This window comes from Mesorhizobium sp. WSM4819 (genome assembly GCF_055811215.1).
Window position 1 is genome coordinate 43,118 of record NZ_JBVVQO010000012.1, and the last position, 13,645, is coordinate 56,762.

Below are 13,645 nucleotides of genomic sequence, written 5' to 3' on the forward strand. Positions count from 1 at the left end.
GCGGGCAACCAGATTCTTGGCTTATGCGCCGTCTGTTCGCCTGAGATAACCGGCGGCGATCTCGCGCATCCGTTTGGCGTCGAAGCTTGGTCCATGGCCGCCATGGCCGATGCTGACAGGCAGATCGAGCAGCCGCTGCATGGTTCGGCGATAGGCTGATCGGTCGGAATCCGGCAGGTCGTCGATCAGCAAGGCGTCGTAGATGACGTCGCCGGCGAACAACAGGCCGTCGGCCTCATCGAACAGCGCGATCGAATCCGGCGAATGGCCGGGCAGATGCAGCACCCGGAATTCCCGGTCGCCAAGGTCGACCAGATCGCCCTCGTCAAGCGTCCGCGTCAGCGGGGCCGGCTGGATTCTGTATTCGGCCGCTCTCCAGCCCGGTGCCGGCAGCTTCGAGACGGCGCCGTCGAGATCATGAAACATGTGGGCGTAGGTGACGGCGTCATCCATGCTGTCGAATTGCGCAGCACTCATCCTCGGCCCGGCTCGCAGCGGGAATTCGTGCAGCGAGCCGACATGGTCGAGGTGGATATGGGTGGCGACGACGAGCAGCGGCTTGCCATCAGGCGTGTCGACCTCCGGCGCCAGCGGGCAAATCCCCATGCCGGTGTCGACAAGCAGGTCGACGTCGCGGCCGCGCAGATGCCAGATGTTGGCGCGCACGAAATCATGCACGAACGGCTCGGTCAGCATCGTCGTATCGGCGTCGATGACGGTCTTGCTGAACCAGTCACGCATCACGAAGATTCCGGCATCAGAAGCGAGCCGGCTCAGACGAACGGCTTTCCGACCTTGTACTTTTCGGGAACCAGCCGCTTCAGATAGGCCATTCCTGCGTCGGAGAGCTGGTTGGCATCCGGCAGCATGAAATCGTCGGGCATGTGACGGGTCTTGCCGGCAACGTTTTTCAGCGGCACCTTGTTCAGCACGGTTTTCTCGCCGTCATATTGCAGTGCCACCGAGCCGCCGCCCTGTTCGGCGACAGCGACCGCAAAGACGCCGGCATCGAAGGCTTCCTGCGCATCCACGGCGTTGATGGCGCCGACATAGCCGCGCGGCATGTAGCCGAGCGCATCGACGCGTGCCCGCTTGCCCGGCAATCCTTCGGCCAGCGCGCGCTCGAGGGCGGCCGGCAGGTCGCTGCCCGACAGCTTGACGTTGCCATGCGCGTCGCGCTCCAGTTTGTCCGGCGGGACAAGACTTTCGACCAGCGCCTTGCCGTCGGCTGTGCTGACGCCTTCGGAGACTGCGACGATGCAGCGCTTGTGGCGATCGAGCGTGGCGCGCACGTCGTCGATAAATGCTGAAGCCGAGAACGGTCGCTCCGGCACATAAACGAGGTGCGGGCCGCTGTCGGGATCAAGCTGCCATGCGGCGGCGGCGGCGGTGAGGAAACCGGCATGCCGGCCCATTACGATGCCGACATAGATGCCGGGCAGAGCACGGAAATCGAGGTCGACCGAGAGAAAGGCGCCGGCGACGAACTCGGCTGCCGAAATGAAGCCGGGCGTGTGGTCGTTCTCCTCGAGATCGTTGTCGATGGTTTTCGGCGCATGGACGAATGCCATCTTGCCGCCGGCGGCGTCGGTCAGGATCTGCTGCGTGCCCGACGTGTCGTTGCCGCCGATATAGATGAAGGCGTCGGCGCCGGCCTTCTTCAGGCCGTTGAGGATGATCTCGCAATAGGCGTCATCCGGCTTGTCGCGGGTCGAGCCAAGCGCGGCGCTCGGCGTTGCCGCAATCAGCCGCAGCCGATCCTCCGGAATGGCCGAGAGATCGACATAGTTGCCGTCACGAATGCCGCGCACGCCATGGATGGAGCCCAGGACCTTGGCGCCGGGATGCCGCTTGCGGATCTCGAGTGTGGCGCCCACCACCGTCTGGTTGATGACGGCGGTCGGGCCGCCGCCTTGCGCGATGACAAAAGTTCCGGACATGCTTCACGTCTCCCGAGCAGTGGCTTTGCAGGGCACATTCGCCTGTCTTGCGAGATCGCGCAACGGGAGAGTCGAGCGGCCGCGCCAGCAGCCTCGAGTCCAGACGATGACCGGGAGGGTCAGACGACGACGACCGGGTTCTTCCTCGAGACGCGGCTGTAGAGGTCGATGATATCCTGGTTGATCAGGCGAACGCAGCCGGACGACATCGCCTGGCCGATGCTCCACCATTCGGGCGACCCGTGGATGCGGTAGCCGGTGTCCTGGCCGTTCTGGTAGATGTACAGCGCACGCGCGCCGAGCGGGTTGTCGAGGCCGCCGGGCTGCCCGGCCTGCCATTTCACCAGTTCCGGCTTGCGGGCGATCATCTCGGCCGGCGGCCTCCAGGTCGGCCATTCCTTGCCGTACTGGATGTTGGCGCGGCCGGACCAGCGAAAGCCTTCCTTGCCGATGCCGACGCCGTAACGGATCGCGTCACCGCCGGGCTGCACCAGGTAGAGCAGCCGCTCCTGCGAATGGACGACGATGGTGCCGGGCTGCTCGCCGGTCGGGTCGACGACGATCTGGCGGCGGAACTCCGGCTTGACCTTGAGGTAGGGCACTTCCGGCAGCGTGAAGCCGCCGTCGGTGACGGAGGCATACATCACACCAGGGCTGGTGATGTTCTTGTCGACGCTGATGCTCGGGCGGACAGGGGTGATCGCGCCGGTGGTGACGGCGTCGAGTTGCAGCGCCGACAGGTCGAGCGTCTGGCTGCAGCCGGCGACGCCGAGCAGCGCCAGCGCACCGGCGCCGGACAACACTGCGCGGCGGGAAAGCTGGATTTCGGAAATTTCGATTTCGTCGCCATTGTGCGGCGGCGTCAGACCTTGCGGCAACTCACGCATCTACCCAAACCCTACGCTGTCGGCGGGAAACACGGTCCGGCCGGATAGAGTGCATTTTCACCAATCATGGTTGAAAAAGCGTGAAGAACCGTTGCCGATGTTAACCTAGGGGCATTTTCGATTTTTGCCCTTTACATCTTCGCGAGCCCAAGGATTTATCCTCTTCTTTGAGCTCAAGGAGACGAGCATGTCCTTCGAAAACTGGGCTGCCTTTGCCGCCGCCTCGACGATCCTTCTTGTGATTCCCGGCCCGACTATCCTTCTGGTCGTGTCCTATGCGCTCGGCCAGGGCTGGCGCACCGCGCTGCCGATGGCGGTTGGCGTGGCGTTTGGCGATTTTACCGCGATGACGCTGTCGATGCTTGGCATCGGCGCGCTGCTGGCGGCGTCGGCCACCGTGTTCACGGTGCTGAAGGTGGTCGGCGCCGGCTATCTGATCTATCTCGGCATAAAGCTGTTTCGCGCCGGTGGCACGCTCAAGGCCGAGCCGCGCCTGGATGCGGTGTCCTCGGCCAAGATGACGGCGCATGCCTGGCTGGTCACCGCGCTCAATCCGAAAAGCATCACCTTCTTCGTCGCCTTCCTGCCGCAGTTCCTCGACCGGCATGCCGATTTCTGGACGCAGATGCTGATCTTCGAGACGACTTTCCTGGCGCTCGCCTTCGCCAATGCCTTCGGTTACGCGCTGATCGCCGCAAGGGCACGCAACGTCGTTCGCAACCCGAAGGCGATCCGCATCTTCAACCGCACCGGCGGCACGCTGCTGGTCGGCGCCGGTATCGCCACAGTGGCGATGCGCTCGGGCAATTGAGGACATGACGTGGCAGCCAGGGACGCATTCGGGCTGACGTTTTCGGGCGCGACTGAGGCCGGGTTCTCGCCTTACAGCCAGGCCGTGCGCGAACTGCAATGCTTCATCGGCGATCCGGTCGGCTCGGTCGATCGCGCCATCGCCGGGGATCCCGGCTTCGTCATGGCGCATGTGTTCAAGGGCTATCTCTTCGGCCTCGCCACCGAGCGCGAGGCGACAGCCGTGGCCAGGACATGCCACGAGGCGGCACTGCCGCTTGCCGCCACGCCGCGCGAGCAGGCGCATGTCGCAGCACTTGGCCACCTTGCCGCAGGACGCTGGCATGAAGCCGCCCGTCTGCTCGAGGATATCGCCATCGAGTTTCCACTCGATGCGCTGGCGCTGCAGACCGGGCACCAGATCGATTTCTTCACCGGCAATGCCCGCATGCTGCGCGACCGCATCGGCCGCGCGCTGCCGTCGTGGCAAAGCGGCTTGCCGGGCTACCACGCCGTACTCGGCATGCAGGCCTTCGGACTGGAGGAAATGGGCGACTATGCGCGCGCCGAAAAGCTTGGTCGCATGGCAGTCGACATCGAGCCGCGCGACGGCTGGGCGCAGCACGCCGTCGCCCATGTCATGGAAATGCAGAGCCGGCAAAGGGACGGCATCGCTTGGATGCGCGCCAACCCCGACGCGTGGACCCGTGAAAGCTTCCTGAAAGTGCATAATTGGTGGCATCTGGCGCTGTTCCACTATGATCTCGGCGAGACCGACGAGGTGTTGGCGCTCCATGACGGCCCGATCTACGGCGAGCGCTCGACGCTGGCGCTCAACATGGTCGATGCTTCGGCGATCCTGTGGCGGCTGCATCTCGGCGGCGTCGATGTCGGCGGCCGCTGGGCGGCGCTCGCCGCCAACTGGGCCAAGGCCAGCGCCGGCAACTATGCCTTCAACGATGCCCACGCAATGATGGCCCTCGTCGGCGCCGGCCAGGAAGCGCCGGCTCGCACCTTGCTCGAAACACAGCGCGAGGCCATGCACGCCAACGACGACAACGCCGCCTTTACCCGGGATGTCGGCCATCCCCTGACGCTCGCCATCAAGGCGTTCGGCGACGGCAATTTTGCCGAGACGGTCCGCTTGATCCGACCCATCCGGGCGATCGCCCACCGCTTCGGCGGCAGTCATGCGCAGCGCGACGTCATCGACCTGACGCTGATCGAGGCAGCGCTGCGGTCGGGCGACCGTGCATTGGCAAGGGCACTTGCCGCGGAACGCGCGCTGGCGCGGCCCGCCAGCCCGCTCTCGGCGCTGCTTTCGCGGCGCGCTGCCGATTTGTCGGAGAATTGACCGGAGGCGGATCTTGTCTTAAAAAACTGCCAAGTCAGATTTTTTCGAGATCCGAAAAAATTAATGGCAATGGGAGGACACCATGTATCTCGGCCTCGATCTGGGCACGTCGGGCGTCAAGGCGCTGTTGATCGATGCCGGGCAGAGCATCGTCGGCTCCGGCCACGCGTCACTCGACGTGTCGCGGCCGCACCCCGGCTGGTCGGAGCAGAACCCCGCCGAGTGGATCCGCGCCTGCGAGGAAGCGATCGCCGAGCTCAAGGTTTCTCATCCAGAACAGCTCGCCGCCGTGAAGGGCATCGGCCTCTCCGGCCAGATGCATGGCGCTACATTGCTCGATGCCGGCGACCAGGTGCTGCGCCCCTGCATCCTGTGGAACGACACGCGCAGCCATGCCGAGGCCGCCAAGCTCGACGCCGACCCGCGCTTTCGCAAGCTGACCGGCAACATCGTGTTTCCCGGTTTCACCGCGCCAAAGCTGGTCTGGGTGAGACACAATGAGCCGGATATTTTCGCCAAGGTGACAAAGGTCTTGCTGCCGAAGGACTTCCTGCGGCTCTGGCTCACCGGCGAGCATATTTCGGAGATGTCGGACTCGGCCGGCACGTCCTGGCTCGATGTCGGCAAGCGAGGCTGGTCATCCGACTTGCTTTCCGCCACTTCGCTCGATGAGAAGCAGATGCCGTCACTGGTCGAAGGCACTGAGAAGGCCGGCGCCCTGCGCAGCTCACTGGCCTCGAAATGGGGGATGCAGGCGGGCATCCCGATCGCCGGCGGCGCCGGCGACAATGCGGCGTCGGCCTGTGGCATGGGCACGGTCGCCGCCGGCCAGGCCTTTGTCTCGCTTGGCACGTCAGGCGTGCTGTTTGCCGCCAATACGTCCTATCTGCCCAACCCGGAAAGCGCGGTGCACACGTTCTGCCACGCGCTGCCCGACACTTGGCACCAAATGGGCGTCATCCTGTCGGCAACCGATTCGCTCAACTGGCTGTCCGAGATTTCAGGCAAAGGCGCCGGCGAGCTGACTGCCGAGCTCGGCGATACACTGAAGGCGCCGACCGGCGTGTCCTTCCTGCCCTATCTCTCGGGCGAGCGCACCCCGCACAATGATGCGGCCATTCGCGGCTCGTTTACCGGGCTTGCGCATGAATCGAGCCGCGCCGTGTTGACCCAGGCCGTGCTGGAGGGCGTGGCTTTCGCCTTCCGCGACAGTCTCGAAGCCCTGGCCAAAGCCGGCACGACGCTGACGCGGGTGACGGCGATCGGCGGCGGCTCGCGCTCGCACTACTGGCTAAAGGCAATCGCCACCGCGCTCGGCCTGCCCGTCGACATTCCCGCCGACGGCGATTTCGGCGCCGCCTTCGGTGCAGCGAGGCTTGGCCTGATCGCGGCGACGGGCGCCGATCCGCTCAGAGTGTGCACGGCGCCGGCCACCGATGCCACAATCGAGCCGGTCGCCGCGCTAAGCAACGCCTATGCGGATGCCTATCAGCGCTACCGCTTGCTTTACCCGGCTATCAAGGCGGCCACGGCGTGAGTGGTTTCCCACCCCCGCCGCGGCCCGAGATCACCTCACTGTGCCGGGACCTTGTCGAGAAAGCCGGTGACGCTTTTCAGGCGGCCATTCTCGATGACGCCGATGTCGGTGCCTTCGATGACGGAATCGGTGCCTTCCGGCCCGAGATTCCACGAGAAGCGGATCGTGTCGCCAAACCCATCCGGCTTGCCCTTCAGCGAAAACCGGAAGCCGGCAAAACGTTTTTGGACACCATCGATCAGTGCGGCGAGGCCATTGTGGCCGTCTCCCTGCATGATCGGATCGCGGTAGCTGACTTCATCGGTGAAGGCCGCCTTGAGCAAGGCTTGCCGGCGCGCGGCATCGCTCTCGTTCCAGGCGGCGATGTAGTTTTCGGCGATCGTATTGAGGTCGGTCATGGTCTGTCTCCGTTGTTGATTGGCTTTGACATGACCTTTTTCATCCAGCGCCAGCGCGAAACCAATTACGCCTGAGGTAATCAGGACCGAACCCTGCGAGAGGACAGACAGACATGACCAGCGGCTTTTTCGGCGACATCCAGAAGATCAAATACGAGGGGCCGGATTCGACCAATCCGCTGGCCTACCGGTTCTACAATCCCGATGAAATTGTCGCCGGCAAGCGGCTGGAAGACCATTTGCGCTTTGCCGTCGCCTACTGGCATTCCTTCGCCTGGCCGGGCGGCGATCCGTTCGGCGGCCAGACCTTCGAGCGGCCGTGGTTCGCCGAGGCTGGTGGCACCGACACGATGGAACTGGCCAAGCTCAAGGCCGATGTCGCCTTCGACATGTTTTCGCTGCTGGGTGTTCCCTATTTCTGCTTCCACGATGCCGATGTGCGGCCGGAGGGAAAAGATTTTTCTGAAAGTGCCGCGCGGCTCGACGAGATATCAGACTATTTTGCGGCGAAGATGAAGAAGACCGGGGTCAAGCTGCTTTGGGGCACGGCCAACCTGTTCTCCAATCGCCGCTTCATGGCGGGAGCCGCCACCAATCCCGACCCGGACGTCTTTGCCTATGCGGCAGCGACGGTCAAACACTGCATCGACGTCACCAAGCGGCTGAAGGGCGACAATTATGTGCTGTGGGGCGGCCGCGAGGGCTATGAGACGCTGCTCAACACCGACCTTGCCCGCGAACAGGAACAGGCCGGCCGCTTCCTCAACCTGGTCGTAGACTACAAACACCGGATCGGCTTCAAGGGCACCATCCTGATCGAGCCGAAGCCGCAGGAACCGACCAAGCACCAGTACGACTATGACGTCGCCACCGTCTACGGCTTCCTGAAACGCTTCGGGCTGGAGAAGGAGGTCAAGCTCAACATCGAGCAGGGCCACGCGATCCTGGCCGGCCATTCCTTCGAGCATGAACTGGCGCTGGCCAATGCGCTCGGCATCTTCGGCTCGATCGACATGAACCGCAACGACTACCAGTCGGGCTGGGACACTGACCAGTTCCCCAACAACGTGCCGGAGATGGCATTGGCCTACTATCAGGTCCTGCAGGCCGGTGGCTTCAAGACCGGCGGCACCAATTTCGACGCCAAGCTTCGGCGACAGTCGCTCGATCCGCAGGATCTGCTGATTGGCCATATCGGCGGCATGGATTGCTGTGCACGCGGCCTCAAGGCCGCCGCTCGCATGGTCGGGGACAAGGCGCTGTCGGGACCGTTGGCCGAGCGCTATGCCGGCTGGAACTCGGCCGAGGCCAAGGCGATGCTTGCCGGCAAGCGGACGCTGGAGGAGATCACCGAGCGCGTCGTCAAGAAGAAGATCGAGCCGCAGCCGAGATCCGGCCGCCAGGAACTGCTCGAGAATATCGTCAACCGATACGTCTGAGGTGCCGCACCGGCGGGTCTGTTGACCGACCCGCCGGCCCGGAACAGCTTTGCCGCGAGGGCGGAACCGACGACAAGGTTTTGCCTCGCACCGCCCCTCTATCGCCTCGCTCTTGCCTTCAAACAGCCGTCACGAATCTCGTATATGTGGTTCGTGGCGGGAACAGAAAGAAGGAGGCGAACCGATATGCAGCACGAACGCGAAATCGACGCCCTGCTCTCATCTGGCGAGGGATCGATCATCGACCGGCTGATGGCACTGCCGCACCCGAAGGATGGCGCGCGCGGTGCAAACGAATGGGACCGCGCGGTCGCCAGCCGCTTCGAGACCCACCTTGCGAGACAGATGCGCTCGCAGATCGACGGCAAAAGCGACCGCCAGGACGCTGCCTGATCCCGACTATCTCCTGCGCAGCCTGACCGGCGCTTCGCCGAAAGCTCTTGAGAACGCCCTGGAAAATGCCGCGGCGGACGAGAAGCCCGTTCGCCCGGCAATATCGGCCATGGCCACGCGCGTGTCGACCACCAGCCGGCGCGCGGCACCCAGCCGCAGCCTGAGATAATAAGCGCCCGGCGTCTCGCCGATCGACTTGCGAAAGATGCTTTCCAGCGTTCGTGCCGTCACCCCGGCGCGCTTTGCCACCGCGGCAATGGTCAAGGGCTGGTCGACGTGGGTTTCCATCAGCCGGATGGCTTGCGCAAGCCGCGGATCGTAGCCGTCGAGGCGGCCGAGCGAGACCAAAGGCTGCGCGTCGGTCGCGGCGCGTGCCTGGTCGTAGATGAAGACGCTTGCCACATCGAGCGCGACGGCCATGCCGAGCCGCGTGCGGATCAGATGCAGCATCAGGTCGAAGGTCGGCGAAGCACCACCGGAGGTGAAGACCGGCCCGTCGATGACATAGCGGTCGGGGCGGACGTCGACCTCGGGAAAGGCCGAGGAGAAATCCTCCATGTCCTCCCAATGGGTGGTGGCGCTGCGCCCTTCCAGCAGACCGGCGCGGGCGACCAGCCAGGTACCGGCTTCGATGCCGCCGCAGGCGCGTGCGGCGCGCCCCGCTCGGCGCAGGCCGGCAAGCAGGGCCGACGTGGCATAGTTCTGCGTGCCGAAACCGGCGACGACGACAAGCACATCCGTCGTATCCGCCGCATCGAAGCGGCCGCTGACCGCAACCGGCAGGCCGCATGTGGTGACCGGCGCTTCGCCGGTCACCGAAACCAGCCTGAAATCGAACAGCGTCTCGCCGGCAATACGGTTGGCGGCGCGCAGCGGATCGACGGCCGAGGCCACGCACATGATCGACGACCCGGAAAACACCAGCAGCGTCACCTTGAGCGGCAACCGTTCGGCGCGAAAGATCGACGACTTTTCGTTTTTCATCATACGCACTTCGTAAAATGCAAAACAGTTTCCGGCAAGTCAGGCATTGTTGCCATCTGTTCGATTGGGTCCATGTTTGATCGGGACCATCTGTGCTGATTGGGAGAAAAGTCGATGCCGCTTGCGATGAACCGTGAGGTCTTCATTACCTGTGCCATAACCGGGTCCGGCAGCTCGCAAGACCGCAGCCCGCATGTGCCGCGCTCGCCCAAGCAGATCGCCGATTCGGCCATCGACGCGGCAAAGGCGGGTGCGGCGATCGTCCACTGCCATGTGCGCGACCCCGAAACCGGCAGGCCGCGCCGTGACGTGCAGCTTTATCGCGAAATGACCGAGCGCATCCGTGCGGCAGACGTCGACGTGGTGCTGAACCTGACCGCCGGCATGGGCGGCGACATGGTGTTCGGCTCGCCGGAAAACCCGCTGCCGCTGAATGAGAAAGCCACCGATATGGGCGGCGCCACCAACCGCGTGGAACATGTGCGCCAGTGCCTGCCGGAGATATGCACGCTCGACTGCGGCACCATGAATTTCGCCGAGGCCGACTATGTCATGACCAACACGCCAGGCATGCTGCGCGCCATGGGCGGCATGATGACGGCGCTTGGCGTCAAGCCGGAGATCGAGGCCTTCGACACCGGCCATCTGTGGTTTGCCAAGCAATTGGTCGAGGAAAAGGTGCTGGACCCGGATGCTCTCGTGCAATTGTGCATGGGCGTGCCATGGGGCGCGCCGGACGATCTCAACACGTTTATGGCGATGGTCAACAATGTGCCGTCAGGTTGGACCTGGTCGGCGTTCTCCATCGGCCGCAACCAGATGGCCTATGCCGCCGCCGCGGTGCTGGCCGGCGGCAATATCCGCGTCGGGCTCGAGGACAATCTCTGGCTCGACAAGGGCGTGCTGGCAACCAATGCGCAGCTGGTCGAGCGGGCGGTCAGCATCGTGTCGAACATGGGCGCAAGGGTCATCGGCCCCGATGAAGTGCGTAAGAAGCTCAATTTGACGAAGCGCGCACCGCTTTGAACAAGCAATCGGTAGGGAGGAGCCGCCGATGAAGACCGTGAAATTCACCGCAATGAAGGATGGCGACCGCGACGATTACGCGTTCCTCACCGAGCACGAGATCGACTATGCGGCGAAGACCAGCGAACGGCTGCTTGACGCGCTTGTCCAACTCGACGAAGGCCTGTCCGGCTACAAGATCACCCGGCTCGGCCATTCGCTGCAGGCGGCGACGCGCGCATGGCGCGACGGCGCCGACACCGACTGGATCGTCTGCGCCCTGCTGCACGACATCGGCGACGTCTACGCACCGTACAATCACGACGAATATGCAGCTTCGGTCCTAAAACCTTTCGTGCGCGAGCAGTGCACCTGGGTTGTGGAAAAGCACGGCGACTTCCAGCGCCTCTATTACGCCCACCATCTCGGCGGCAATCCGCATGCGCGCGACCGTTTCGCCGGCCACCTTTATTTCGACGATTGCGACCAGTTCTGTGAGCGCTGGGACCAGTCGAGCTTCGACCCCGACTACGAGACGTTGCCGATCGACTTCTTCCGGCCCTTCGTGCTCGAGGTGTTTGCGCGCAGGGCCTATGACCCCACCGTGATCCGCGCCGGCGAGCGCGTGCCTCTCATCGACCTGGAAAAAGCCAGGACAAGAACCGGAGCTTCCGCATGAGCATCATCACCAAGGCAGCTGCAATCGGCGGCGGCGTCATCGGCGCCGGCTGGGTGGCGCGGCTGCTCTTGAACGGTATCGACGTGTCGATTTTCGATCCCGACCCCGAAGCCGCGCGCAAGGTCGGCGAAGTGATGAAAGGCGCGCGCCGCGCCTACAAGCAGATGCTGCCCGACGGCCTGCCAAAAGAAGGCAAATTGACCTTTGCCAAGACCATTGCCGACGCCGTCGCCGATGCCGATTTCATCCAGGAAAGCGTGCCGGAACGGCTCGACCTGAAACACCGCGTGCTGGCCGAGATCGACCTCTATGCGCCGGCCAATGCCATCGTCGGCTCCTCGACCTCCGGCATCAAGCCGACCGACATGCAGGTGGCGATGAAGAAGCATCCGGAACGGCTGGTCGTCGGCCATCCATTCAACCCGGTCTATTTGCTTCCGCTGGTCGAGATCGTCGGCGGCGAGCAGACCTTTTCCGAGGCGATCGAGGTCGCCAAGGAGATGTACGCCTCGATCGGCATGAAACCGGTGGTGATCCGCAAGGAGATCGAGGCGTTCGTCGGCGACCGCCTGCTGGAGGCGGCATGGCGCGAGGCGCTGTGGCTGATCAAGGACGGCATCTGCACGGTCGAGGAACTCGACGACATCATGCGCTATGGCTTCGGCCTGCGCTGGGCGCAGATGGGCATGTTCCAGGTCTACCGCGTCGCCGGCGGCGAGGCCGGCATGCGCCATTTCATGGCGCAGTTCGGGCCGTGCCTGAAATGGCCGTGGACCAAGCTGATGGATGTGCCGGACTTCAACGACGAACTGGTCGACCTGATCGCCACGCAGTCGGACGATCAGGCGGATGGCCTGTCGATCCGCGAGCTCGAAAAGATCCGCGACGACAACCTGGTCGCCATCATGGATGCGCTCTCGAAGCAGAACAAAGGCAGGGGCTGGGGCGCCGGCGCCTTGCACAAGGACTATACCAAGCAGCTCGCCAAGCTTGCGGCGAAGAAGCCCACCGCCTCCAAGGCGGCCGAGAAGGCCAAGGCCGAAAAGCCGAAGAAAAAGAAGAAAGGCTGAGACCATGGATTTTGGCTTCTCCGAGGAACAGAAACTGATCGTCGAGACGACGCGCGCCTTCGTCGAGAACGAGCTTTACCCGCATGAGCGCGAGGTGGAACGCACCGGCGTGCTGCGCCGCGAGCTGATCGATGAGATCAAGGCCAAGGCGATCGAAGCCGGGCTCTATGCCGCCAACATGCCTGCGGAGGTCGGTGGCGCCGGCCTCGATACGGTGACCTGGCTGCTTTACGAGAAGGAGCTCGGCCGCGCCAATTACGCACTGCACTGGACCTGCGTGGCGCGGCCATCCAACATCCTCTTGGCCGGCACGCCGGAGCAGCGCGAAAAATATCTCTATCCCTGCATTCGCGGCGAGAAGTGGGATTGCCTGGCGATGACCGAGCCGGGTGCCGGCTCCGATCTGCGCGGCATGAAGGCGACCGCGGTTCAGGACGGCGACGGCTGGGTGCTGAACGGCACAAAGCATTTCATCAGCCATGCCGACCTCGCCGATTTCGCCATCGTCTTCATGGCTTCGGGCGAAGAGGAGACGCCGCGTGGAAAACGCAAGAAGATCACGGCCTTCTTCGTCGACAAGGGCACCAAGGGTTTTACGGTGCGTGACGGCTACCGCAACGTCTCGCATCGCGGTTACACCAACGCCATCCTCGAATTCGACGATTGCCGGCTGCCCGGAGCCCAGGTTCTGGGCGAAGTCCACAAGGGTTTCGACGTCGCCAATTCATGGCTTGGCGCGACCCGCCTGCAGGTCGGCGCGACCTGTCTCGGCCGGGCCGAGCGGGCGCTTGGCCATGCGATCGAATACGCCGCGCAGCGCCAGCAGTTCGGCCAGCAGATCGGCAAGTTCCAGGGCGTTTCATTCAAGCTTGCCGATATGGCGACAGAACTGAAAGCGGCCGACCTGATGGTGTTCGAAGCCGGCTGGAAGTACGATCAGGGCACCGTCACCGATCAGGACATGGCCATGGCCAAGCTGAAGGCCACCGAAATGCTTGCCTTCGTCGCCGACGAGGCGATCCAGATCCATGGCGGCATGGGGCTGATGGACGATCTGCCGCTGGAACGCATCTGGCGCGACGCCCGCGTCGAGCGCATCTGGGAAGGCACGTCGGAAATCCAGCGCCACATCATTTCACGTGCGCTGCTGCGCCCGTTCGGGGGCTGATA

At 63.9% G+C, this 13,645-nt stretch carries 14 protein-coding genes; 9 read left to right on the forward strand and 5 right to left on the reverse strand.

Annotation, left to right across the window (positions count from 1 at the left end; translation table 11 throughout):
• Nucleotides 1–21: 21 nt before the first annotated feature.
• From AC0L18_RS13400 to AC0L18_RS13410, 3 genes are all read right to left on the reverse strand, one after another.
• On the reverse strand, nucleotides 22–741 hold the full coding sequence (locus tag AC0L18_RS13400; RefSeq protein ID WP_473492684.1) for an MBL fold metallo-hydrolase: 720 nt from the start codon (nucleotides 739–741) through the stop codon (nucleotides 22–24).
• 32 nt (nucleotides 742–773) lie between these two features.
• Nucleotides 774–1,940, reverse strand: coding sequence for a diphosphate--fructose-6-phosphate 1-phosphotransferase (locus tag AC0L18_RS13405; protein WP_473492685.1), 1,167 nt, complete (start codon nucleotides 1,938–1,940; stop codon nucleotides 774–776).
• A 119-nt stretch (nucleotides 1,941–2,059) separates the two neighbouring features.
• The gene (locus tag AC0L18_RS13410) at nucleotides 2,060–2,827 is read right to left on the reverse strand and encodes a L,D-transpeptidase (protein WP_287051527.1); all 768 of its coding nucleotides are present in this window, start codon (nucleotides 2,825–2,827) and stop codon (nucleotides 2,060–2,062) included.
• A 187-nt stretch (nucleotides 2,828–3,014) separates the two neighbouring features.
• On the opposite strand from AC0L18_RS13410, the gene AC0L18_RS13415 reads away from it, so the two are divergent.
• The 3 genes from AC0L18_RS13415 (at nucleotide 3,015) to xylB (ending at nucleotide 6,507) form a co-directional block, all read left to right on the forward strand.
• Nucleotides 3,015–3,638: a LysE family translocator gene (locus tag AC0L18_RS13415; RefSeq protein WP_023796862.1), complete on the forward strand. Its 624-nt coding sequence runs from the start codon at nucleotides 3,015–3,017 to the stop codon at nucleotides 3,636–3,638.
• 9 nt (nucleotides 3,639–3,647) lie between these two features.
• Nucleotides 3,648–4,970 (forward strand): tetratricopeptide repeat protein, encoded by a 1,323-nt coding sequence (locus AC0L18_RS13420; RefSeq protein WP_473492686.1) that lies wholly within the window; start codon nucleotides 3,648–3,650, stop codon nucleotides 4,968–4,970.
• A gap of 82 nt (nucleotides 4,971–5,052) precedes the next feature.
• The gene (xylB, locus tag AC0L18_RS13425) at nucleotides 5,053–6,507 is read left to right on the forward strand and encodes a xylulokinase (protein WP_473492688.1); all 1,455 of its coding nucleotides are present in this window, start codon (nucleotides 5,053–5,055) and stop codon (nucleotides 6,505–6,507) included.
• 35 nt (nucleotides 6,508–6,542) lie between these two features.
• On the opposite strand, the gene AC0L18_RS13430 is transcribed toward xylB, so the two are convergent.
• Nucleotides 6,543–6,905, reverse strand: a complete 363-nt coding sequence (locus AC0L18_RS13430) for a nuclear transport factor 2 family protein (protein WP_473492689.1) — start codon at nucleotides 6,903–6,905, stop codon at nucleotides 6,543–6,545.
• Nucleotides 6,906–7,018: 113 nt separating this feature from the next.
• Between AC0L18_RS13430 and xylA the strand changes: the two genes are divergently transcribed.
• Both xylA and AC0L18_RS13440 read left to right on the forward strand, forming a co-directional pair.
• Complete coding sequence (gene xylA, locus AC0L18_RS13435) at nucleotides 7,019–8,344, forward strand: xylose isomerase (protein ID WP_128244556.1); 1,326 nt, start codon at nucleotides 7,019–7,021, stop codon at nucleotides 8,342–8,344.
• Nucleotides 8,345–8,530: 186 nt separating this feature from the next.
• A complete protein-coding gene (locus tag AC0L18_RS13440) occupies nucleotides 8,531–8,737 on the forward strand; it encodes a hypothetical protein (RefSeq protein ID WP_023796867.1) in 207 nt (68 codons plus the stop codon).
• 6 nt (nucleotides 8,738–8,743) lie between these two features.
• Here the strand turns inward: AC0L18_RS13440 and AC0L18_RS13445 are convergent, their stop codons facing one another.
• A complete protein-coding gene (locus AC0L18_RS13445; protein ID WP_473492691.1) occupies nucleotides 8,744–9,724 on the reverse strand; it encodes a GlxA family transcriptional regulator in 981 nt (326 codons plus the stop codon).
• Nucleotides 9,725–9,835: 111 nt separating this feature from the next.
• Between AC0L18_RS13445 and bcoG the strand changes: the two genes are divergently transcribed.
• From bcoG to AC0L18_RS13465, 4 genes are read left to right on the forward strand one after another with little or no spacing between them, the layout of a single operon-like run.
• Nucleotides 9,836–10,747 carry a 3-dehydrocarnitine:acetyl-CoA trimethylamine transferase BcoG gene (gene bcoG, locus AC0L18_RS13450; RefSeq protein WP_473492693.1) on the forward strand — a complete coding sequence of 304 codons (912 nt, stop codon included), beginning with the start codon at nucleotides 9,836–9,838 and terminating at the stop codon, nucleotides 10,745–10,747.
• A gap of 28 nt (nucleotides 10,748–10,775) precedes the next feature.
• Nucleotides 10,776–11,405, forward strand: a complete 630-nt coding sequence (locus tag AC0L18_RS13455; protein WP_473492694.1) for an HD domain-containing protein — start codon at nucleotides 10,776–10,778, stop codon at nucleotides 11,403–11,405.
• Entirely contained in the window at nucleotides 11,402–12,475 is a 1,074-nt protein-coding gene (locus AC0L18_RS13460; RefSeq protein ID WP_473492695.1) for a 3-hydroxyacyl-CoA dehydrogenase NAD-binding domain-containing protein, read from the forward strand. Before AC0L18_RS13455 ends, AC0L18_RS13460 begins: the two co-directional genes overlap by 4 nt.
• A gap of 4 nt (nucleotides 12,476–12,479) precedes the next feature.
• A complete protein-coding gene (locus AC0L18_RS13465; protein ID WP_473492697.1) occupies nucleotides 12,480–13,643 on the forward strand; it encodes an acyl-CoA dehydrogenase family protein in 1,164 nt (387 codons plus the stop codon).
• The last annotated feature ends 2 nt before the right edge of the window (nucleotides 13,644–13,645 follow it).